26 protein-coding genes are annotated in these 20,916 nt (G+C 62.9%); 10 read left to right on the top strand and 16 right to left on the bottom strand.

Annotation, left to right across the window (positions count from 1 at the left end; all coding sequences use genetic code 11):
* Positions 1 to 115: 115 nt before the first annotated feature.
* Both AC1DVV_RS18020 and AC1DVV_RS18015 read right to left on the bottom strand, forming a co-directional pair.
* Positions 116 to 727, bottom strand: coding sequence for an OmpA family protein (locus AC1DVV_RS18020; RefSeq protein ID WP_477702228.1), 612 nt, complete (start codon positions 725 to 727; stop codon positions 116 to 118).
* Entirely contained in the window at positions 724 to 1,281 is a 558-nt protein-coding gene (locus AC1DVV_RS18015; protein WP_457282916.1) for a FecR family protein, read from the bottom strand. The genes AC1DVV_RS18020 and AC1DVV_RS18015 overlap by 4 nt, the downstream gene beginning before the upstream one ends.
* 121 nt (positions 1,282 to 1,402) lie before the next feature.
* On the opposite strand from AC1DVV_RS18015, the gene AC1DVV_RS18010 reads away from it, so the two are divergent.
* The 3 genes from AC1DVV_RS18010 to dtd all read left to right on the top strand — a co-directional run bounded on the left by AC1DVV_RS18010 (position 1,403) and on the right by dtd (position 3,601).
* On the top strand, positions 1,403 to 2,317 hold the full coding sequence (locus tag AC1DVV_RS18010; protein ID WP_457282915.1) for a cation diffusion facilitator family transporter: 915 nt from the start codon (positions 1,403 to 1,405) through the stop codon (positions 2,315 to 2,317).
* Between the two features lie 76 nt (positions 2,318 to 2,393).
* Entirely contained in the window at positions 2,394 to 3,152 is a 759-nt protein-coding gene (locus tag AC1DVV_RS18005; RefSeq protein WP_457282914.1) for a substrate-binding domain-containing protein, read from the top strand.
* Positions 3,152 to 3,601, top strand: coding sequence for a D-aminoacyl-tRNA deacylase (dtd, locus tag AC1DVV_RS18000; protein WP_457282913.1), 450 nt, complete (start codon positions 3,152 to 3,154; stop codon positions 3,599 to 3,601). The genes AC1DVV_RS18005 and dtd overlap by 1 nt, the downstream gene beginning before the upstream one ends.
* Before the next feature lie 68 nt (positions 3,602 to 3,669).
* Here dtd and ybeY read toward each other — a convergent pair whose 3' ends face one another.
* Together ybeY and AC1DVV_RS17990 are read right to left on the bottom strand one after the other, a co-directional pair.
* On the bottom strand, positions 3,670 to 4,125 hold the full coding sequence (ybeY, locus tag AC1DVV_RS17995; RefSeq protein WP_477702227.1) for an rRNA maturation RNase YbeY: 456 nt from the start codon (positions 4,123 to 4,125) through the stop codon (positions 3,670 to 3,672).
* Positions 4,115 to 5,131: a PhoH family protein gene (locus AC1DVV_RS17990; RefSeq protein WP_457282911.1), complete on the bottom strand. Its 1,017-nt coding sequence runs from the start codon at positions 5,129 to 5,131 to the stop codon at positions 4,115 to 4,117. The genes ybeY and AC1DVV_RS17990 overlap by 11 nt, the downstream gene beginning before the upstream one ends.
* 93 nt (positions 5,132 to 5,224) lie before the next feature.
* Between AC1DVV_RS17990 and ruvA the strand changes: the two genes are divergently transcribed.
* The 4 genes from ruvA to AC1DVV_RS17970 all read left to right on the top strand — a co-directional run bounded on the left by ruvA (position 5,225) and on the right by AC1DVV_RS17970 (position 9,171).
* Positions 5,225 to 5,797, top strand: a complete 573-nt coding sequence (gene ruvA, locus AC1DVV_RS17985; RefSeq protein WP_457282910.1) for a Holliday junction branch migration protein RuvA — start codon at positions 5,225 to 5,227, stop codon at positions 5,795 to 5,797.
* Between the two features lie 15 nt (positions 5,798 to 5,812).
* On the top strand, positions 5,813 to 6,880 hold the full coding sequence (ruvB, locus tag AC1DVV_RS17980) for a Holliday junction branch migration DNA helicase RuvB (protein WP_457282909.1): 1,068 nt from the start codon (positions 5,813 to 5,815) through the stop codon (positions 6,878 to 6,880).
* Between the two features lie 54 nt (positions 6,881 to 6,934).
* Positions 6,935 to 8,674, top strand: a complete 1,740-nt coding sequence (locus AC1DVV_RS17975) for a rhomboid family intramembrane serine protease (protein ID WP_477702226.1) — start codon at positions 6,935 to 6,937, stop codon at positions 8,672 to 8,674.
* Positions 8,675 to 8,790: 116 nt separating this feature from the next.
* Positions 8,791 to 9,171 carry an energy transducer TonB family protein gene (locus AC1DVV_RS17970; RefSeq protein WP_457306587.1) on the top strand — a complete coding sequence of 127 codons (381 nt, stop codon included), beginning with the start codon at positions 8,791 to 8,793 and terminating at the stop codon, positions 9,169 to 9,171.
* Positions 9,172 to 9,196: 25 nt separating this feature from the next.
* Here the strand turns inward: AC1DVV_RS17970 and AC1DVV_RS17965 are convergent, their stop codons facing one another.
* Genes AC1DVV_RS17965 through AC1DVV_RS17940 form a run of 6 tightly spaced genes read right to left on the bottom strand, consistent with a single transcriptional unit; the run spans position 9,197 to position 13,927 of the window.
* Positions 9,197 to 10,384 carry a DSD1 family PLP-dependent enzyme gene (locus AC1DVV_RS17965; protein ID WP_457282906.1) on the bottom strand — a complete coding sequence of 396 codons (1,188 nt, stop codon included), beginning with the start codon at positions 10,382 to 10,384 and terminating at the stop codon, positions 9,197 to 9,199.
* Between the two features lie 25 nt (positions 10,385 to 10,409).
* Positions 10,410 to 11,084 carry a histidine phosphatase family protein gene (locus AC1DVV_RS17960; RefSeq protein WP_457282905.1) on the bottom strand — a complete coding sequence of 225 codons (675 nt, stop codon included), beginning with the start codon at positions 11,082 to 11,084 and terminating at the stop codon, positions 10,410 to 10,412.
* Positions 11,085 to 11,086: 2 nt separating this feature from the next.
* Positions 11,087 to 11,707, bottom strand: coding sequence for a DUF4136 domain-containing protein (locus AC1DVV_RS17955; protein ID WP_457282904.1), 621 nt, complete (start codon positions 11,705 to 11,707; stop codon positions 11,087 to 11,089).
* A gap of 49 nt (positions 11,708 to 11,756) precedes the next feature.
* Positions 11,757 to 12,707, bottom strand: a complete 951-nt coding sequence (gene ttcA / locus AC1DVV_RS17950) for a tRNA 2-thiocytidine(32) synthetase TtcA (RefSeq protein ID WP_457282903.1) — start codon at positions 12,705 to 12,707, stop codon at positions 11,757 to 11,759.
* Positions 12,708 to 12,727: 20 nt separating this feature from the next.
* Entirely contained in the window at positions 12,728 to 13,099 is a 372-nt protein-coding gene (locus AC1DVV_RS17945) for a dihydroneopterin aldolase (protein ID WP_431094939.1), read from the bottom strand.
* 54 nt (positions 13,100 to 13,153) lie between these two features.
* Positions 13,154 to 13,927 (bottom strand): SDR family oxidoreductase, encoded by a 774-nt coding sequence (locus AC1DVV_RS17940; protein ID WP_457282902.1) that lies wholly within the window; start codon positions 13,925 to 13,927, stop codon positions 13,154 to 13,156.
* Between the two features lie 63 nt (positions 13,928 to 13,990).
* Here AC1DVV_RS17940 and AC1DVV_RS17935 point away from each other — a divergent pair, with 63 nt between their 5' ends.
* From AC1DVV_RS17935 to AC1DVV_RS17925, 3 genes are all read left to right on the top strand, one after another.
* Positions 13,991 to 15,109 (top strand): class I SAM-dependent methyltransferase, encoded by a 1,119-nt coding sequence (locus AC1DVV_RS17935; RefSeq protein WP_477666784.1) that lies wholly within the window; start codon positions 13,991 to 13,993, stop codon positions 15,107 to 15,109.
* A gap of 37 nt (positions 15,110 to 15,146) precedes the next feature.
* The gene (locus AC1DVV_RS17930; protein WP_457282900.1) at positions 15,147 to 15,341 is read left to right on the top strand and encodes a DUF2905 domain-containing protein; all 195 of its coding nucleotides are present in this window, start codon (positions 15,147 to 15,149) and stop codon (positions 15,339 to 15,341) included.
* 144 nt (positions 15,342 to 15,485) lie between these two features.
* On the top strand, positions 15,486 to 16,442 hold the full coding sequence (locus tag AC1DVV_RS17925) for an ROK family protein (protein WP_457282921.1): 957 nt from the start codon (positions 15,486 to 15,488) through the stop codon (positions 16,440 to 16,442).
* Between the two features lie 21 nt (positions 16,443 to 16,463).
* Here AC1DVV_RS17925 and mdtD read toward each other — a convergent pair whose 3' ends face one another.
* The 6 genes from mdtD to rplM all read right to left on the bottom strand — a co-directional run bounded on the left by mdtD (position 16,464) and on the right by rplM (position 20,755).
* Positions 16,464 to 17,885: a multidrug transporter subunit MdtD gene (mdtD, locus tag AC1DVV_RS17920; protein ID WP_457282899.1), complete on the bottom strand. Its 1,422-nt coding sequence runs from the start codon at positions 17,883 to 17,885 to the stop codon at positions 16,464 to 16,466.
* Positions 17,886 to 18,009: 124 nt separating this feature from the next.
* The gene (erpA, locus tag AC1DVV_RS17915; protein ID WP_122955163.1) at positions 18,010 to 18,375 is read right to left on the bottom strand and encodes an iron-sulfur cluster insertion protein ErpA; all 366 of its coding nucleotides are present in this window, start codon (positions 18,373 to 18,375) and stop codon (positions 18,010 to 18,012) included.
* A 168-nt stretch (positions 18,376 to 18,543) separates the two neighbouring features.
* A complete protein-coding gene (locus AC1DVV_RS17910) occupies positions 18,544 to 18,945 on the bottom strand; it encodes a bactofilin family protein (RefSeq protein WP_477666785.1) in 402 nt (133 codons plus the stop codon).
* A 51-nt stretch (positions 18,946 to 18,996) separates the two neighbouring features.
* On the bottom strand, positions 18,997 to 19,704 hold the full coding sequence (locus AC1DVV_RS17905) for a DUF6776 family protein (protein ID WP_477666786.1): 708 nt from the start codon (positions 19,702 to 19,704) through the stop codon (positions 18,997 to 18,999).
* A 219-nt stretch (positions 19,705 to 19,923) separates the two neighbouring features.
* Entirely contained in the window at positions 19,924 to 20,316 is a 393-nt protein-coding gene (gene rpsI, locus AC1DVV_RS17900; RefSeq protein WP_007867568.1) for a 30S ribosomal protein S9, read from the bottom strand.
* A 10-nt stretch (positions 20,317 to 20,326) separates the two neighbouring features.
* Positions 20,327 to 20,755, bottom strand: coding sequence for a 50S ribosomal protein L13 (rplM, locus tag AC1DVV_RS17895; protein WP_007867557.1), 429 nt, complete (start codon positions 20,753 to 20,755; stop codon positions 20,327 to 20,329).
* Positions 20,756 to 20,916: the final 161 nt, after the last annotated feature.

Here is a 20,916-nt window from a genome sequence, read left to right as displayed (position 1 = left end):
GGCACGGGGCGCTTTCCGCAGACTCGGGGCGGCGACCGAGCGCTACAGTTTTAATAGCTGCTTGCGCTTACCCCTATTGGTCTACAGGCATTTAGCCTGAACACCAGTCATCTTGTTACCGAACCTCGATGGCCACGCGCCGGTTGCGCGGTTCTTCCACCTCATCGGCGGTAAGCACGGCCAGGTCGCGTTCACCCCGGCCCGCCGCTTCGATGCGCTCCGCCGGAAACTGGCGGTCGATCAATATCTGGCGCACCTGCTGCGCCCGCTGGGCCGACAGCACGTCGTTGCTGGCTCCGGCGCCCACAGTGTCGGTATGGCCGGTGATCACGATGTCGCCGCCACTTCGGGCCAGCGCATCGACGAGCACGTCTTCCATGATTTTCTGCGACTCGGCCGTCAGCACCGTGCCGCCCGCATCAAAGTACACGGTGTAACGCTTGCCCCTGGGCGGCGCCATGTCATACAGCGCAGCGTTATCGGCGCGAACCTTGGCCGGATCAGCCTGGTCCACCCTGGGGGCACCCGTTGAACCCCGCGCTGCCGTGGCACGCTGGAAAGGCACGGACAGCACAGCTTCGCCGCCAGCGCCTTCCCTGGCGCGCACCACCACGGCAGACGGCGTTCCGTCTTCCTGCGGCAGCAGCACAACACGGGTGCCGGTGGAACAAGCCGCCAGCAGCGTGCTCAGGAGAATGGCGGAGAGAAGGGGGAAATGGATTCTCATGGCTGTGGGTCCGCCTGCACGATGAAGTCGGTGCCGCGAATGCCGATGAAAGCGGTCTTGGTCTCGATGCGCACAGTCTCGGGGTGGGCCTTGCCCACCAGGCCACTCATCATGCGCAGCGAACCCTGCAGCAGGGAGAGCAGCAGGCCGCCCTCTTGTGTGGTGGCATCAAAGCTGAAACCCTTGATGTCCAGCTGCGAAGCCGGACCCACCACCACCGTGGTGCCGTCGCGCAGGACCAGGCTGGCGGCGGAGTCAGCGCCTGTGACGATGCGGCCGGCGGGCAATACAGGGTCTCCGGCCTTTGCCGGCCGCGCTGCGCCGCCGGCCTCCAGCAGCTTGACGTCACCGCGCAGGGTTTTCAGAAAGCCGGCCTGCCCGGGGGCGAGTGGAGGTGGGGGCAAGGGTACAGAAGCGGTTGGGGCCGATGCCTCGGCTGGCGCGGCTGCCGGCGTGGCCGGAACGGCCGCGGCAGGCTCCGGCTGGGTTTGTGCGGCGGCTTGCACGGCTGCAAGCATCAGTCCGGCCAAGGCTGTCAGGTAGCGATGTTTCATGAAGACCTCTTTGGGCGGATTATCCATTACCTTTGGTTACGATTCGCCAGGCAAGTCTTGCCACCCCGCCGCCCTTCTCCGGTTTGTTACCCGGCATGCCCCCATACCTCACAATGCACAGATGAATTTTCCCGCCTGGCAGTCCCTGACGCCGCAGCGGCTGCTGCGCGCTTCCATCGCAGTGGCCGCAGTCACCATCGTCCTCAAGACAGCGGCCTGGTACATCACGGATTCGGTGGGCCTGTTGTCTGACGCCATGGAGTCTTTCGTCAACCTGGCCAGCGCCCTCTTTGGCCTGGCCATGGTCACGATTGCGCAGCGCCCTGCCGACGACGACCACCCTTATGGCCACCACAAGGCCGAGTATTTTTCGTCCGGCTTCGAGGGCGCACTGATCGTCGGTGCGGCTGTGGCCATCATCTGGGCTGCCGCGCACCGCGTGCTGGACCCGCGGCCGCTGCAGCAGCTTGGCTGGGGCCTGGCGTTGTCGGTGGGCAGCTCGGCGCTCAACGGCTTGCTGGCTTGGGCGATGTTCCGTGCGGCCCGGCTGCACCGGTCCATCGCGCTTGAGGCCGACGCCAGACACCTGGTGACCGACGTCTGGACCTCTGTCGGTGTGGTTGTCGGCATAGGCGCTGTCATGTTGACCGGCTGGCTTTGGCTGGACGCCGTGGTGGCGATCGGCGTGGCCCTGAATATCCTGTGGGAGGGCGGCCGGCTGGTCTGGCGCTCGTCACAGGGCCTGATGGACGAGGCGGTGGAGCCCGAAGTGCTGGCCGAGATCCAGAAAACGCTCGCAGGCTTCAGCCACCCCACCATCCGCTTTGACCACCTGAGCACGCGCCGCGCCGGCCAGCGGCGCTTTGTCGACCTGCACATGCACATGCCGGCCAGCTGGTCACTGGGCCGCGCGGCGGCCGTGCGCACCAGCGTTGAGCAGGCCCTGATGAGCGCCGTGCCCGGCCTGCGCGCCAGCATCCAGCTGCTGCCCAGCGATGTGGAAGCCCATTTCGACGACGAGGCCGACCTGATCTGACGGCCTGCCGCCCTCTTCCGGCCACCGATAATTTCCCCGACCTTCCGACCTTCTATCCATGAGTCCAGGAGCCTTGATGAAACGAACCCCTCTTACGTTTGCCGCCCGCGTCCTTGCCTGCGCACTGCTCAGCGCCGCCGCGCAGGCGGCGGAGCTCCAGGTGCTGAGCGCCGGTGCCATCGAGCCCGGCCTCAAGGCGGCCGCGGCCGCTTTTGAAAAGCAGACCGGCCACACCGCCAAAATCACCTTCAACACCGCACCCGAGCTGAAAAAGCGCATGGACAGCAATCCGGCGTTTGACGTGGTGATCGCGCCGCCCGCCGTCATTGGCGAATTTGCCGCGGCTAGCAAGCTGGCGGAAACGCGCGCCAACGTCGGCCGTGTCGGCATGGGTGTGGCGGTGCGCGAAGGCGCGCCTGTGCCCGACATCGCCAATGCCGAGGCACTCAAACGCTCGGTGCTGGCCGCCGACTCGCTGGTGTTCAACCGCGCATCCACCGGCTTGTACCTGGAAGGCCTGCTCAAGAAGATGGATGTGTATGCGCAGGTGGAAAGCAAAACCACGCGTTACCCCGACGGCGCCTCGGTGATGGAGCACGTGCTCAAGGGCAAGGGGCGCGAGATCGGCTTCGGTGCGATGACCGAGATTCTTCTGTACAAGGACAAGGGCCTGAAGTTCGTCGGGCCGGTGCCGGCCGAAGTGCAGAACTACACGTCGTACACCGCCGCGCCGCTGGCTTCCGGCAAACAGCAGGATGTGGCCCAGCAGTTCGTCAGTTTCCTTTCCGGCCCCGTCGGCAAGCCGCTGTTTGTGGCTGCTGGTGTGACTGACTGATGAAGGCCGTGCTGCAGCGCGTGGCCGAGGCCAGCGTGGTGATTGCCGGCGAGACCGTCGGCCAGATTGGCGGCGGGCTGCTGGTGCTGGTGTGCGCTGAGCGCGGTGACGCTGAAGCGCAGGCCGACAAGCTGCTGGCCAAGATTCTCAAGCTGCGGATTTTTTCGGACAGCGCGGGGAAGATGAATTTGAGCGTGCAGGACGTCAAAGGCGGGCTGCTCATCGTCAGCCAGTTCACCCTGGCCGCCGATGCCTCAGGCGGCAACCGGCCCAGCTTCACCGGTGCGGCCCCGCCTGACGAAGGGCGCCGGCTCTACGACTACTTTGCGGCCCAGGCCCGCAGCCTGCATCCGCAGGTCGAAACCGGGCAATTCGCAGCCGACATGCAGGTGCATCTGGTCAATGACGGGCCGGTGACGATTCCCCTGCAGGTCGTACCGGGCACATGAATTTGCTATCAATTCAATAGCTGCTTGCGCTCGTCCCTATTGGGTTACAGCCAAATAATCCTTGAACCTCAGCGGTAAGGATTTTGGATACCCAGGCCGGCCAGGATCTCGATTTCACGCGCTTCCATGGCTTCGGCATCGGCTTCGCCGGTCTCGTGGTCCCAACCCTGCGCGTGCAGCGTGCCGTGCACCAGCAGATGGGCGTAGTGGGCCTGCAGCGTTTTTTTGTTCTCTTTCGCCTCTTTGGCCACCACCGGTGCGCACAGCACCAGGTCGGCGGTCACCACGGGCTCTTGCGTGTAATCAAAGGTCAGCACGTTGGTGGCGTAGTCGCGCTGGCGGTAGTCGCGGTTCAACGCCCGGCCTTCTTCGGCGTCGACGATGCGCACGGTGATCTCACCGTCGTGCGTCAGCGCGTGGCGAATCCATCGGGCCACGCTGTGGCGCGGAAGGGCGGCGCGGTGGCGGGCGGCGTCCTTCAGGTCGCCAAACTGCAGCGACAGGCTGAGCTGCTTAAGAGCCATTGCGGCTCCGGGCGCTGGCGCGGCGGGCTGGGGCGGCAACGGGTTCCGCGTCGGCTTCGCCGGCGGGCCCGGCGGCGCCCGGCGATTTGTCATACGCATCCACAATGCGCGCAACCAACGGGTGGCGCACCACGTCGGCACTCGTCAGGCGGGTGATCGCAATGCCTTTGACGCGCTTGAGCACGCGCTCCGCGTCTACCAGGCCGCTGAGCTGCGTGCGCGGCAAGTCCACCTGGCTGATATCGCCCGTCACCACAGCCTTGCTGCCAAAGCCGATGCGGGTCAAAAACATCTTCATCTGCTCGGGCGTGGTGTTTTGCGCTTCGTCGAGGATGACGAAGGCGTGGTTCAGCGTGCGGCCGCGCATGAAGGCCAGCGGCGCGATCTCGATCTGCTGGCGCTCAAAGGCCTTTTGCACGCGCTCAAAGCCCATCAGCTCATGCAGCGCGTCATACAGCGGGCGCAGGTAAGGGTCCACCTTCTGGCTCAAGTCACCCGGCAGGAAACCCAGGCGCTCGCCGGCCTCGACCGCCGGGCGGGTCAGCACGATGCGCTGCACCGTGCTGCGCTCCAGCGCATCCACGGCGCAGGCCACGGCCAGATAGGTTTTGCCGGTGCCGGCCGGGCCGATACCGAAAGTGATGTCGTGGGTGGCGATGTTTTCCAGGTAGGTGCCCTGGTTGGTGGTGCGGGCGCGCAGGTCGGCGCGGCGGGTCGACAGCGCCATGGCGCCGTCGGGTGCGATGCTGAGCGCGGTGTCGCCGGCCAGCATCAGCTGCACGGTTTCGGGCTCTATGGGGCGCTGGGCGATTTCGTACAGGGCCTGGAGCACTTCCAGCGCCTGGTTGGCCTTCACCTTGGTGCCGTCGATCTTGAACTGCTCGAAGCGGTGGGCAATCGTGACATCCAGCGCCACTTCGATGGTGCGGATGTGGCTGTCCATGGGTCCGCACAGGTGGCCCATGCGGGTGTTGTTCGGCGGCGTAAAGGTGTGGCGAAGAATCAAGGCGATGGTTTTCCTGAAAAGGAGGCTGATAACGGCCTAAAACACAATTGTCCGCCCAAACAGCCGCCTGCGTCTGACTGATAAGATTTGCCCATGATTGGAAGACTCTCTGGCCAGCTGGCCGAAAAAAATCCCCCGGAAATCCTGGTGGACTGCAACGGCGTCGGCTATGAAGTGCTGGTACCCATGAGCACCTTCTACAACCTGCCCGGCCTGGGCGAAAAAGTCAGCCTGCTGACGCACTTTGTGGTGCGCGAAGACGCACAAATCCTCTACGGTTTCGGCAGCGCCACCGAACGCGCGGCCTTTCGCCAGCTCATCAAGATCTCCGGCGTGGGCCCGCGCACCGCGCTCAGCGTGCTCAGCGGCATGAGTGTTGAAGAGCTTGCCCAAGCCGTCACCCAGCAGGAAGCCGGCCGCATCATCAAGGTGCCCGGCATCGGCAAAAAGACCGCCGAACGCCTGTTACTGGAACTCAAGGGCAAACTGGGCGCCGACATCGGTATCCAGGTCAGCGTCGCCAACGATGCCCAGTCAGACATCCTGCAGGCCTTGGTGGCGCTGGGCTACAGCGACCGCGATGCGGCGCTGGCACTGAAGGCACTGCCCAAGGACATTGGCGTGAGCGACGGCATCAAGCTGGCATTGAAGGCCTTGGCTAAATAGCCGAAGTAGTCCAGCATGACCATTCAGACTGACGACTTCTCTCCGGGTGATTTTCCGCCCACCAAGCGCGTGATGTCGGCCGCGCCGGCCTCACCCGGTGAGGAGGCGATCGAGCGCGCCTTGCGCCCCAAGCTGTTTGACGAGTACGTCGGCCAGACCAAGGTGCGCGACCAGCTGGAAATTTTCATTGGCGCGGCCAAAAAGCGCAGCGAGGCGCTGGACCACGTGCTGCTGTTCGGCCCGCCCGGCCTGGGCAAGACCACGCTGTCCCACATCATTGCGCACGAACTCGGCGTGAACCTGCGGCAAACATCGGGCCCGGTGCTGGAAAAGCCCAAGGACCTGGCCGCACTGCTGACCAACCTTGAAAAGAACGACGTTCTCTTCATCGACGAAATCCACCGCCTGAGCCCGGTGGTCGAAGAAATCCTCTACCCCGCGCTGGAGGACTACCAGATCGACATCATGATCGGCGAAGGCCCGGCGGCACGCAGCATCAAGCTCGATCTGCAGCCCTTCACGCTGGTGGGCGCCACCACGCGCGCCGGCATGCTGACCAACCCGCTGCGCGACCGCTTCGGCATCGTCGCGAGGCTGGAGTTTTATACGCCCGACGAACTCGCGCGCATCGTGCGGCGCAGCGCCAAGCTGCTCAATGCGCCCATGGATGAAGAAGGCGGTTTTGAAATTGCCCGCCGGTCACGCGGCACACCGCGCATCGCCAACCGCCTGCTGCGCCGTGTGCGCGACTATGCCGACGTGAAGGGCACCGGCCACATCTCGCTGGACATCGCCAACAAGGCGCTTGCCATGCTCGACGTGGACCCGCAGGGCTTTGACGTGATGGACAGAAAGCTGCTGGAGGCTGTCATCCACCGCTTCGACGGCGGCCCGGTGGGGCTGGACAACATCGCCGCCAGCATCGGCGAGGAGCGCGACACGATCGAAGACGTGATCGAACCCTATTTGATCCAGCAGGGCTATCTGCAGCGCACGCCGCGCGGGCGCATCGCCACGCTGGCCGCCTACCGCCACCTGGGCGTGGCGCCGCCGCAGCAGGGACAGGACTTTTTCGGCGCGTAACACCTTTGAAAAACAGGCCCGCTCACCGGGGTGGCAAGGGCAGGAGGGGGAATAATGGAATTTCCGGATACCGTTCCGTCGGCAGAGCTGAATGGCGATGTAGCTGCCGGCGCCACTCTCGATGCTTATGTGCGTGAGTTTTCCCCATCGTGGCGCAGCACGACGGGTACCTTGACGATCCTCTTTTTGTTCCTCGCGGCCATTCCGGCCTTGATGCTCGTGTTTGTCCCGTTCACCGGCTTTCCGGGGTGGCGGGTGTTCTCCCTGGGTGGCCTGCTGTGGCTTGCCTGGCTTCTCGGGCGGCAGCTTGTCAGCAAGCGTCCCGCGCTTCGCGTGGGTCCGGAAGGCATCAGCGCCGCCGTATTGAAAAACAGGTGCATCGCGTGGTCCGAGGTTTCCGACATTGAGTCGCAGACTGTGCAAGGCAACACGTCGATCATCGTGTCGCTCGCGCCGCACGTGAACGAAAAATGGTGGTGGGGCAGCCGTAAAAAGCGCCTCGGTGTTCCATTGAGCAGCATCAAGACCAAAGACCACACCCAGGCGATAGCGGCTGTGACGCAGGCCTTTGCCGCTTACGGCGGGCGCGGCTTCATGCAGGCCATGGCACAACGAACGGCAGAACTCAAGGCGGCCGAGGACTTTGAGGCCCGGCTCAAACAGCTCACGCCCGTGACGTGGGCGCTTTACCTGGTCGTGTGCCTGAATGTTGCCGTTTGGCTGGCCAATCTGGGTTCCGGATTGAACGCATTGAAGCCCTTGCCGTCGGAGCTTCTGGCCTGGGGCGCCAATTCGGCGGCCTCGGTAGTGGAAGACCGGCAATACTGGCGCCTGCTGACGGCCGCTTTCCTGCATGGCGGTTTTTTGCATCTCGCGCTGAACATGCTGGGCCTGTGGGAGGCCGGCAGGCAACTCAACCGGCTTCACGGCAATTTCCAGTTCCTGCTGATTTATCTGGCCAGCGCACTCACCGGTAGTGCGCTCAGCCTGCACTTTTCCGCACAGCAATCGGTTTCAGTGGGCGCTTCCGGCGCGGTGTTCGGTGTCCTGGGGGCCTTGCTGGTCGCGATGCACCAGCACCGCGGGCAGATACCCGGTCTCACCACCAAGAAGGTGATGACCAGCCAGGGGGTTTTTCTGGCCTATGCCCTTGTCCAGGGTTTCAGCCAGCAGGGCATCGACAACGCCGCTCACGTGGGTGGCCTCGTTGCGGGATGTGTACTGGCCTGGCTGCTGACAGAGAAGATCGCTGATGCGGTCACGCCGGCGCGGCGGCTTTCAACGGCAACCATCGGTGCGCTGGTGTCGGCCATGGCGGTGGCCGCACTGGTAGTCACAACACCCACCCCTTCCGTGCACCATCGGCAGCTGTTTGAATTCCAGGCCGGGTTGACCCGCATTTTGCCCGCGATGCAAGCCGCGGAGAAAGCCTTTCAGGCCGACGTCAAAGCTTTTCGGGAAGGCAAGATGCCGGAGCCTGAATTTGTCCAGGCGATAGAAGCACGGCACCTGCCGGGTTACCAGGCCGTCCAGCGCGCCCTGGCCCCGCTGGACATTCCCGCCAATGACAAAATCGGCGCCGGCATGCGCGACGTCAAGCGCGCCAACAATCTGATGGTGGAACTGATGCAAATCCAGCTGGCCACTGCACGTGCCGTGCAGGGCGATGTCACCGCCGCAGCCGGCCAGGCCCGCGTACGGGTGATCAGCGCGGAGCTCAAGGCCATTGATGCGCGGATTTCCGAGCGTGTGAGTGCCGCCAAGCCCAAATCCAAATCCAAATCCAACCCCTGAGAAAAATAGCCATGTCTCGCCGTTCCCTGATTTCGCCGGGCCTGATGTTTTGTTGGGCAATGGCGGTCGGGGGCTGCGCGGTCCCGGCACCGGGACCGCGCACGCCCAATCCAGCCGTGCCTCTCGCTTCCACGTCCAGCCTGCCGGAATTCCCCGAGCTGTTCCGGCAGATGGGAAAACTCTACGCTGATCATCCGCAGGCGCCACAGATGCAGGACGGCGACGGTATGGGGCAAAAAATTTCCATCGCGCGCGTGCGCAAGCCCGGCGCGCTCGACGCCTTGCAGGCTTACCGTGCGCAGGGCATCCATGGCCGCGTCGTCGTGATCACACTGCTGGACGCCGAGGGCAAGCTGCTCGATGCGCGGGTGCTGTCGTCCACACATGCCGAGCTCAATGGGGTCGTGCTGCAGTCGGCACGCGAAGCGGAGTACCGGGGCGGGCGCATCAATGGCGCGCCCTCGCCGATGTATGCAGTCTACGGCGTGAACTTCTAGGCGCGCTGTTTTACGCGCAGGGGAGTCAGGTCAGCGCGCCGCGGGCGTCGACCTGGTAAATGCGCTGCACCGTACCGTGGCGCAGGCCACCGGCCACGCCGATCATGGCGTCGTGCAAATTCACGGTAGGGTCGCAGTGGCCGGGAATCAGCCACAGCATGCTACCCAGGCCCGGCAGGCGCTTGCTGTCGCCCGCGGGCCGCAAGATACCGTGCTCGTCGCCGCCATTGAAATAGGCCAGCTCGCTTTCGCTGTCAAAGGCATGCACCAGCGGCAGGCCGGAATCAATGGCGTGGCTTTTGTGGCCGGCGTCGCACACCGCATGGCTGCCGTGCGTGCTGATCACCTGGGTTTTGACGAACAGTGCGTGTTCGAACTGCGGCTGCGACGGGTCCCGTTCGTTTTGGGCGTAGTCGGCGTCCATGAACATGAAAGAGCCGGCCTGCAGTTCGCCGTAGACGCCGCTGGCGGCCTCCAGCATCAGGCTACCGGTGCCCGCACCCGTAACCAGGTCTACCGTGATGCCCTGGGCTTCTACCAGTTTGCGCGTCAGGAGCACGGCCTCCACCGCCCTGGCAATGGCGTCGCGCCTTTCCTGGGCGCTGCGCATGTGCTGGGCCTTGCCGTGGTAGGCCTGCAAGCCGGCAAAACGCAGCGCAGGGTGTTTGCGGATTTCCAGCACCAGCGTGACGGCGGCGGCGCCGGGCTCGACACCGCAGCGCCCCTGGCCGACGTCGATTTCCACAAACACGTCGATCACGGTGGCACCCGCATTCTTGTTGTTGATGCGGGCCTCCGTCATGGCCTGCGCCAGACGGATCACACCCTCGGTGCTGTCCACCGCAATAGCAAGGTGGCCGCCTTGGGCCGCGACTTTTTGGGTGAGCGCCGCCACACGGGCCAGCTTGGCCGGGGCGATGACCTCATTGCTGATGTAGACGTTGTACACACCGCCAGCCACCATAATTTCGGCTTCGGACGTTTTTTGCACGCACACGCCAATGGCGCCGGCCCGCATCTGCGCCTTGGCCAGCGCGACGCTTTTGTGCAGCTTGGCATGGGGACGCCAGCGGACATTGTGCTTCTTGGCAAATTCAGCCATGCGCGCAAGGTTGCGCTTCATTGCGTCCAGGTCGATGACCAGGGCGGGCGTGTCGATGTCGTTGACCGGTTTCCCGATCAGTTCGGCCAGGCGGGGCGGCTGTGTGCTCATGAGTGCGTTGATGTTTATTCTGCGCTTATTGTGCGCTGAGACGGGCGCCGGCATCGCCGCCGGAAAATCCGTTGTCGTCCAGTGCGTCGTTTTCCAGGTGCTGCGTGTCGGCCCAGCCCACCAGGGAAAAGCCCTGGGGCGTCCAGAGCAGGCGGTTGATGGCCGTGTTGCCCAGCGCCCAGGTGCGCGGGGCCTGGATGTCCAGCCGCGTGGCGGCGCGGTAAAGCACATCCATCACCCCTCCGTGGCCGACCATGGCGATCAGCTCGCCCGGGTGCGCGGCCGCCAGACGCTCGGCGGTGGCCACCACCCGGCTGCGCAAATCCAGCAGCGACTCGCCGCCGGCAGGCGCAAACTCCGGATCCCGCTTGCGCCATCGCATCGACTGCTCGGGCAGCAGGGCCTCGATCTCCGAAAAGGTTTTCCCTTCAAAGTCGCCGAAGCCGCGCTCCCGCAGGCCTTCCTCACGCGTCACCTCGATGCCCAGCACACGGCCCAGGTACTCCGCGGTTTCCCAGGCGCGTGTCAGGTCGCTGGCGTAGATGGCAGTGATCGGTTCGTCGGCCAGCGCGAGCGCCATGCGTTCGGCCTGCCGGCGGCCGGTGTCGTTGAGGGGGATGTCCAGGTGGCCCTGAATGCGGGTATCCACATTCCAGGTGGTTTCACCGTGACGTATGGCAATGACGCGCGTTGATTCCATTGTTATCGGGGAATCTCGACATTGATGCGGCGCGTACCCGGCGGCGGCTGCGGGAAGCCGCGCAGAGCCGAGTCCAGCATGGCGGGCAGCACAGCCGGGGTATCCGACCAGACGCCGTCGTGCAGCGCCCGTGTTTCATAGGCGACCTGGTTGGTGCGAAGGTCGCGCATCACGATGCTCAGCTCGCGCTTGAAATAGGTCGGCTCCGAGATTCCGCCGCCGATTGGGAACGACAGGCCGACCCCGACGCCGCGGCTGCCGCCGCCCATGAACACACCGCTGCCAAATCCAAAACCGCCGTAGGGGCTGTAGCCATAGGGGCCGCGGTCGATGATCTGGGTGGTGGCCACAATCTGCACGCTGTAGCGTGCGACGGGCGGGTTGAGCTCCATTCCCACCTTGGCCAGGGCGCTGCGTGCCATGCCTTCAACGGCATCCTGCGGCGAGCCGGCGGCCTGCTGGGAAGGCAGGCGCTCAAAGCGATACGGTGTGCCAGGCGCAGGCGGCGGGCCGTTCCAGTTGTAGAAGGCAGTGACATCACTGTCGACCAGGCGCACGGTGGAACAACCCGCCATGACAAGGGCCATGGCTGCCATGAAGAAAATCGCCAGTGCACGTCTCATGGGGCCTCCAGGGTAATGCGTTGAAAACGAAGAACGTTGAAAAAGTCAATCAGCCCGAATGCACGCCGATCACGGACAATCCCGGAGGCACCGGCTCCCGGAACTCTTCTGCGTCAAAAGCCTTGTCGCCTTCCGGGTCGGCAATGCCGGTTGTCTTGATGCCCCTGAAATCGTGGCGCTTGTTGTCCATCAGGTGCGACGGCACGATGTTTTGCAGCGAGGCGAACATGTTCTCCAGCCGTCCGGGGAATTTTTTCTCCCATTCGCGCAGCATGTTGCCGACCTGCTTGCGCTGCAGGTTTTCCTGGCTGCCGCACAGCGTGCACGGGATGATGGGAAATTCGCGCACCTGCGCCCAGCGCGTCAGGTCTTTCTCGGTCACGTAGGCCATGGGGCGGATAACGATGTTCTTGCCGTCGTCGCTCACCAGCTTGGGCGGCATGCCCTTGAGCTTGGCCGCAAAAAACATGTTGAGGAAAAACGTCTGCAGCATGTCGTCGCGGTGATGGCCCAGCGCAACCTTGGTACAGCCCAATTCGCCCGCCACGCGGTACAAAATGCCGCGGCGCAGGCGCGAGCACAGCGAGCACAGTGTTTTGCCTTCAGGGATCACGCGCTTGACGATGCTGTAGGTGTCCTGGTTTTCGATGTGAAAGGGTACGCCCAGCTTGCCGAGATAGTCCGGCAGGATGTGCTCCGGGAAACCGGGCTGTTTCTGGTCGAGATTGACGGCCACCAGTTCGAAGTTGATGGGCGCTCGCTTTTGCAGCTTCAGCAAAATGTCGAGCATGGCGTAGCTGTCTTTGCCGCCCGAGACGCACACCATGACCTTGTCGCCTTCTTCAATCATGTTGAAGTCGACAATGGCGCGGCCGACTTCGCGGCACAGGCGTTTTTCAAGCTTGTGGTCTTCGCGCTCGATCTTCATGCTGTTTTGCACGCGCGCGGAGCTTTCCTGCTGCTCGTGTTCCGCGACAGCATCTTCCCAAACAGCACTCATATCATTCACTCCCATATCGTTCACCACTGTCCCGTCTCGATGCGAATGGCTACTTCGCAGTCGTCAAAAATTTCAAGTTTGGCGATCTTCACCCGCACGCCCAGCACGCCGGGCAACTTCATCAGCCGGTGCGCCAGCTTGCCGATCAGGCTTTCCAGCAAGTTGACGTGTTCCGAGGTGCATTCGGTGATGATGATCTGCCGCACCTTGCGGTAATCCAGCACATGGTGGATGTCGTCGTCATGGGGCAGCAGCGGCTGTGTGCCCAGGTTCAGTTCGGCATCGACCTGGATCGGTTGCGGCGCGGTTTTTTCGTGATCCAGAATGCCCAGGTTGGCGTCAAAGCGCAAACCGGTGAGGTTCAGGATCTGGGTGCCCCGGGAATTGAACATGGTGCCAGTCTGTAGTGGGTCAGTTGTGGTGATGTGTAAGCCGTTGCCGATGGCTTACATCAGCGAAAAATCGCGCTCGAACTTCATCAGGTGCTGGCCGCCATCCACCAGCAGCGTGGTGCCGGTGATGGAGCTGTTCTCCAGTGCAAACTTCACCGCGGCCGCCACGTCGGCGGGGGTGGACGACCGGCCCAGCGGCGACAGTTTGTGACGGGCCTCGAATTGTTCGTCGGTGAGCAGGTGGCTGGTCAGCGTCAGCCCCGGCGCAACGCCGACCACACGAACCTGCGGCGCCAGCGCCAGCGCCAGCATGGTGCCGGCCGCTTCCAGCGCGGCCTTGGAAAGCGTGTAGCTGAAAAAGTCGGGGTTCTGGTTCCAGAGCTTCTGGTCCAGCAGGTTGACGACGGCCCCCCTGGCACCGCGCGAGGCCACATGCGCATGCAGGGCCTGGGCCAGCACGATGGCGGCGCCGGTGTTGCTGTGCAGATGCCGGTCCATGGCGGCGAAACCGAAGCTGGCGGCACTGTCTTGCTCAAAGGTCGAGGCGTTGTTCACCACGGCATCGACCTGGCCCATGCGCTCCACCACGGCCGGCAACAGGCCGCGCACCGCCGTTTCGTCGTTTAAATCTGCATGAAAAGCGGCTGCAGCGCCCGACAGTTGTGCGCAAGCAGCTACTGTTTTAATAGCATCTTCTTCGGAGCTGCGGTAATGCACCGCCACCTGCCAGCCGCCGGCCGCGAGCGCCAGCGCGATGTCGCGGCCCAGCCGCCTGGCGGCGCCGGTCACGAGGACAACGGGTCGGGATGATGGCGGGGTTGGGGTCATGGGTGGTGAGGGTTGGCAAAAAGGTCAGGGACGTATCGCCGACAATTGCAGGCGGTGACAAACATGACCCAGACGACCAATCCCCCCATTTTACCGACCAGCCTTGCCGACCACATCGCCAAGGCCATTGACGCTGCCGGCGGCTGGATCGGGTTTGACCGTTTCATGGACATGGCGCTTTACACGCCCGGCTGGGGTTATTACGCCAATACCTCGCGCAAATTCGGCCTGATGCCGCAGTCGGGCAGCGATTTTGCGACGGCCCCAGAGATGTCCGCCCACTTTGGCCGCGCGCTGTCCCGGCAGGTGAAAGAAGCCCTGGCGGCAACCGGCACCACGGAAATCTGGGAATTCGGCGCCGGCTCGGGCGCCCTGGCGCACCAGTTGCTGGATGCGCTGGGCGACTCGGTCACGCAGTACCGCATCGTCGATTTGTCGGGCAGCCTGCGCGAGCGCCAGCAGGAACGGTTGCAGGCTTTTGCCGGCAAGGTGGACTGGGTAGCGGAGCTCCCGGCGCAGATGCGGGGCGTGGTGGTGGGCAACGAAGTGCTGGACGCCATGCCGGTGAAGCTGCTCGCGCGGCTCAACAACATCTGGCACGAGCGCGGCGTGGCCCGCCTTGAGGGAGGATTTGTCCATGCCGACAGCCCGACCGATCTCCGGCCTCCCATTGAAGTGGAAGGCGAACACGATTACGTCACAGAAATCCATCCGCAGGCGGAAGGCTTCATGCGGACACTGGCCGACCGGCTGGACGCCGGCGCCGTGTTCCTGCTCGACTACGGCTTCCCCGAACACGAGTACTACCATCCGCAACGCAGCATGGGCACGCTGATGTGCCACCGCGGCCACCTGGCCGATGCCGATACGCTGGCGGATGTGGGCAACAAGGACATCACGGCGCATGTCAACTTCACCGGCGTTGCCCTGGCAGGGCAGGAAGCCGGCCTGCAGGTGCTGGGCTATACCAGCCAGGGGCGGTTTTTGCTCAATTGCGGCTTGCTGGACGGCATGGAAAACGCCAGCCTGCAGGACCGGGCGATGCTGCAAAAGCTGGTGAACGAACATGAAATGGGTGAGCTGTTCAAGGTGATCGGGTTTGCGGTGGATTCTCCGGACGCTCCTTATTCAGGATGGGAAGCATCGGGGTTTTCTCAGGGCGACAGAAGCCACACCCTGTAGAGCCCCACGCCACAATGCCCCACATGAAAGCACCTCCATGATTCGCTGGATGATCGTGATTTTCCTGGTCCTGGTAGTCATCAGCGGCCTCACGCCCTGGCTGCACAAGCTGGGCTTCGGCAGGCTGCCTGGCGATTTCCGCTTCAGGCTGTTTGGCCGGGAATGGTTTATTCCATTGGCGACCACGGTGTTGCTGAGCCTGATCGCCACGCTGGTTGCCAAACTCATATGAAACAAATCACGCCAAAAGACTACGCGCACCCCCTCTGATGACAGATAGCATCTATCCTCAATGCGCATTGACTGATCCATCCATCGGCCCACCTCTGGAGACCCGGCCTTGAACGCAAACTCCCCCTTCCCGACACCCGTTCAGATTCCCGTGCTGCCCAAAGGCTCCGCACCCTTGCTGTGCGTTGACGTAGGCGGAACCAAGGTGGCCGTCAGCGTGGCCGATGAGCACGGCGTGCGGGGCCGGGTGACCGAAGCCACCGTCAAACAGGGCAGCCGCGACGCACTGGGCCAGCAGGTTCTGGTGTTGATGGCACGCAGCTGCGCCGAGGCGGGCATCGATCCCTCAGCCGTTTCGGCAGTGGGCGTCGCATCGTGCGGACCGTTTGCGCTGCACGACGGTCTGATCGAGCTGACAACCCCAAACATCTGCGGCGGCATGGCCGGCAAGGCGCGTGGCCTGCCCAACGACTGGCTCAGCGTGCCGCTGGAAGCACCGCTGCGCCAGGCCTTTCCCAACGTACGCGTAGAAAACGACGGCATCGCCGCACTCGAGGCCGAGCGCCGCTGGGGCGCCCTGCAGGGTCTGGAGCACTGCGCCTATGTGACCTGGAGCACCGGCGTCGGCGTTGGCCTGTGTGTTGATGGCCGGGTGCTGCACGGCAAGCACGGCAATGCGGGCCACGCCGGCCACATGTTTGTGAGCGACAGCCATGACGCGCTGTGCGGCTGCGGCAATATCGGCGACCTGGAAGCCTTGGTGGCCGGCAATGCGATAGAGCGGCGGTTTGCCGGCGCGGGCCACGCCGGCGCGATCAACCTCTTTGCCGCCGCGCGCGCGGGCGATGCCAGCGCAACGGTGATGGTCGACGAGCTTTGCCGGGTGATGGGTCGCGCCCTTTACAACCTTGTGGTCACGCTGGATCTCCAGCGCATCAGCCTCGGAGGGAGCGTGTTCCTGAATCACCACGACTATCTTTTGCCGCGCCTTCGGGCCCAGATACAGGGCAAGCTGCCCGCCCTGACGGATGGCGTTGAACTGGTGACGGCCGGGCTGGGCGAACGGGTCGGGGACTTTGCAGCCTTGGCACTGGTGAGTTGACGCGGCTGCCGGCAGATAAAACTAGCCCTGCCCCGAAGCCTCGGTCGCTTCAGCCTTCTTCACCACCCTCACCTGCGGCGACAGCTGCCAGAAAATCCCCGCCGACGCCAGCGTGATCAGCCCCATCGCGGCGAACGTTGCCTGGAAGGAATGCAGCGTCTGCACGGCCTCGCCCGCGCCGAAGAAGCCGGTGAAAGCGGCCAGCACCGCGCCCGCGGCGGCCACGCCCATGCTCATCGCCAGCATCTGCACCATCGACAGCAAACTGTTGCCGCTGCTGGCCATGCTGCTGTCCAGGTCACGCAGGGTCACGGTGTTCATCGCCGTGAATTGCATCGAGTTGACCGCGCCAAAACACGCCAGCTGGAGGATGTGCAGCCACAGCGGCTGCGCCGGCGTCACGAAAGCAAAACTCGCCATCGTCAGGCCCACCAGCGCGGTGTTGCTCACCAACACCCTGCGATAGCCGTAGCGCGTGATCAGCGGTGTGGTGACGCGCTTGACCAGCATGCTCGCCACGGCAACCGGCACCATCATCATTCCCGCCTGCAACGGCGAATAGTCCAGGCTGACCTGCAGCAGGAGTGGCACCAGGAAAGGCATGCACGAGCTGCCCAGGCGTGAGAACAAATTGCCCAGCAGTCCGATGCTGAGTGTGGGAATCGAGAACAGCCGCGGCGAAAACAACGGGTCAGGCCGTTTGGCGGCATGCAGCCAGTACGCGGTAAGGCTGGCCATGCCAAACACCAGCAGCACCAGCACGCTGGCCTGTTTCAGGCCCAGGCCCGACAGCCCATCCACCGCCAGCGACACGGCCACCATGCCGAAGGCCAGCAAAAGGTAGCCCGGCAAGTCGAAACGCGGCATTTGAAGTCGTGGGTTGTCCTCCATGTAGAAAAGCGTCGCCACGCAGCCCAGTACCCCCACCGGAATGTTGATGAGGAACACCCAGTGCCAGGAAGCCACCTGGACCAGCCAGCCGCCCAGCGTGGGCCCGATCAGCGGGCCAACCAGGCCCGGAATGGCAATGAAGCTCATGGCCTGTAAAAAGCGCTCACGCGGAAAGGCGCGCAGCACCGCCAGCCGGCCCACCGGCAGCAGCAGCGCCCCGCCCATCCCCTGCACCACCCGCGCCGCCACCAGCTGCATCAGGTTGCCGGACAGCGCGCAGGCGATGGAGCCAATGACGAACAGCGAGATCGCCCCCACATACACCCGCCGCGTGCCAAAGCGGTCGGCGATCCAGCCGGACGCGGGAATCAGCATGGCCATGGTGAGGGAATAGGCCACCACCACCGACTGCATGCGCAAAGGGCTTTCGCCAAAGCTGCGGGCCATGGCCGGCAAGGTGGTGTTGACGATGGTGGCGTCCAGCGTCTGCATGAAAAAGCCGATGGCCACCAGCCAGAGCAGCATGCGCAATGATTTTTCTTCTGCCTGCATGGATGAGAGATGCGAAAAGGCGAACTTGGTTCACCGCATGGGGAATCAAGAAGACAAGAGGATGGCCGGACAGCAAAAAGCCGCCTCGAAGGCGGCTTTTAAAGCGAAGGCGTTGAGTTCCGCCTCAGGCCGAGAAGCTGGATCCGCAACCGCAGGTGCTGGTGGCGTTGGGGTTCTTGATGACGAATTGCGCGCCTTCAAGGTCGTCCTTGTAGTCGATTTCGGCGCCCACCAGATACTGGTAGCTCATGGCGTCGATCAGCAGGGACACGCCATTTTTGGTCATGGTGGTGTCGTCTTCGTTGGTGATTTCATCGAAGGTGAAACCGTACTGGAAACCGGAGCAGCCCCCGCCCTGCACAAAGACGCGCAGCTTCAGATCCGGGTTGCCTTCTTCAGCAATCAGCTCAGCCACTTTGGACGCGGCGCTGTCGGTGAAGACAAAGGGCGCGGGCATTTCGGTCTGGATATTTTCGGCAACGGCACTCATGGGGACTCCAATACATAAAGCGAATCAGGGTTCGCGATTCGAGGCGTTCAGGCCTCTGGCGACACTTATGGGCAAATAGTACAGCAATTCAATCAACCATAACGCCCATGCGTGTTAGGCCGTTCGGTCTATTTGTGAGCGCTTACTCGCTCAATTAACCCCAATCAATCAGATGTTGTTGGCGGCCAGTTTGAGCGTGGGTTTTTCTTCCAGCTCCGCGTGGCTTGTAGCGCGCAACTGTCCAAAGATGACGGCACCCTGGTGCATTTCAAGCGCCTTGTAAGACACATCGCCCTCGATTTTGGCTTTGGGCTGCAATTCAAGCAGCTCGGATGCGTGGACAGGGCCCATCACCCGGCCATTGATGATCACATGGTCGGCATGAATATGGCCAGTCACGATGGCGGACTCGCTGATCACCAGAATGCTGGAGCTGCCTTCGGCGGCGCGGATGTCGCCGATCACTTCACCGTCGATCCGCAGGCCGTCGGTGAATTTCAGGTTGCCCTCAATGCAGCTGCCTTGGGCGATCAGGCTTTTGATGGGCGGCTGCTTCTTTTTTCCAAACATACAAAGGTTCCTGTGCTGGGGGTGGCGGTGGAAGGGAAATCGGGGGAATTCTCAAAGCTTGAAGGTCTGGGCAGATCTGACCGCTGTCCCCTCAATGACTTTAGCTGTAACTGTTTGTACCATGGCTTGGGGGGGCAAGTCGAGGACACCTTCCACACGAAGGTACTGTTTGAACTGTAAAGTTTGCGGTCCGCCGGGCAAAGTCATCGTCCAGGGTTTTCCGTCCTGCGTGCCATGAACCGTCAGATCAAGTTTCCCGTTGAAATTAGGTGCACCCTTGACGGGCTGGATCACCAGGACCTGCCATTTGAGCTGGGTTCCCGACAATACCTCGGCCTGCAGGCTGCGGATGGCGACAACCTCGGCGCTACCAGCCGGCAAAAGCTTCTGAAAGAATCCCAGGTCGTCACGCAGGCTGCGGTTGTCGCTCTCCAGCTGCCGGATCTGGCTCATCATCTTTTCCTGCACCGCTTTTTCGGCCGTGAGCAGGCTGCCTGAAGTATTGGCAATCGATTGCGCCCTGTCGCGGTCTGCACGCAAAGTGACCACTTCCTGACGCAACACGCTGATCTCTTCCCTGGCATCGGTATCCACGCCCGCAATCCCCTTGCCGAACTCGAAGGCCCAGAGGGCGACCGCTGCGGAAAAACCCAGCATCAGGGCACCGGCGATCCACCGCAAGGGCCAGGGGAGCGAGCTGCGCACCGACATGCGCGGAGAGCTGATCGTCAGCCGGCGGCGAAACAGGCGAAATTTCAAATCGGGGGCCCTGCAGTTTTCGGTTCGAGGAGCTGCATTGTGCACGCAGACATCCGCTGAACCGCCCGATTCAGCCGTAAAGCCGGGTAAGGCTTTGCATCAGGAAAACTAAACGCTTACAAAGCATTGACAGGGCGTTGCGGGCGCCACACAAATGCTTCGGCCATGAAAAAAGCCGCCAGGTGAACCAGGCGGCTTTTGGGGAACAGCGAGAGCGGATTAGCGCTTGCTGAACTGCTTGCGGCGGCGAGCTGAGCGGAAACCGACTTTTTTACGTTCGACTTCACGTGCATCGCGGGTCACAAAGCCAGCCTGGCTCAGGGCCGGCTTGAGCGTTGCGTCGTAATCGATCAGGGCACGGGTGATACCGTGGCGCACTGCGCCGGCCTGGCCGGACTCGCCGCCGCCGTGGACGTTGACCATGATGTCAAACGTCTCGACGTGGTTCGTCAGAAACAGGGGCTGGCGGCAGATCATGATCGAGGTTTCACGACCGAAGAACACCTGGATGTCACGGTCATTGATCGTGATCTTGCCGGTGCCTTTTTTGATAAACACACGGGCGACGCTGGATTTGCGACGGCCGGTGCCATTGTTCCATTCACCAATCATCAATGGCTCCTTAGATGTCCAGCACTTTAGGCTGTTGGGCGGTATGCGGGTGCTCTGCACCACCGTACACCTTGAGTTTCTTGATCATGGCGTAGCCGAGCGGGCCCTTGGGCAGCATGCCCTTGACGGCTTTTTCCAAAGCGCGGCCGGGGTGCTTGGCTTGCATGTCGCGGAAATTGGTGGCAGTGATGCCGCCTGGATAACCGGAATGGCGATAGTAGATCTTGTCAGTCGACTTGGCGCCGGTGACGCGCAGCTGGGCTGCATTGATGATGACGATGAAGTCACCGGTATCGACGTGAGGCGTATAAATGGCCTTGTGTTTGCCGCGCAAACGGAGAGCAACTTCGCTGGCTACTCGTCCGAGGACCTTGTCGGTCGCGTCAATCACAAACCACTCGTGCGTCACGTCAGCGGGTTTTGCGCTGAACGTTTTCATGAGTTTTCTTTCGAAAAAATGGTTTGTCGGGTTCTTTTCTGCGGTCGGTGTTCTTCTGATGAGAACCTCTTAGGCAGTATTTCAAGCTCTGCCGCGGAACCACTAGGCGCTGCAGAGCCCACGATTATATGAAAAATCAAGGACTTGCGTCAATATTCAGC

It is taken from the genome of Polaromonas sp. P3_B4 (assembly GCF_056402835.1).
The sequence above is the reverse complement of the archived record's forward strand: the minus strand, read 5'-3'. Positions and strand labels throughout refer to the sequence as shown.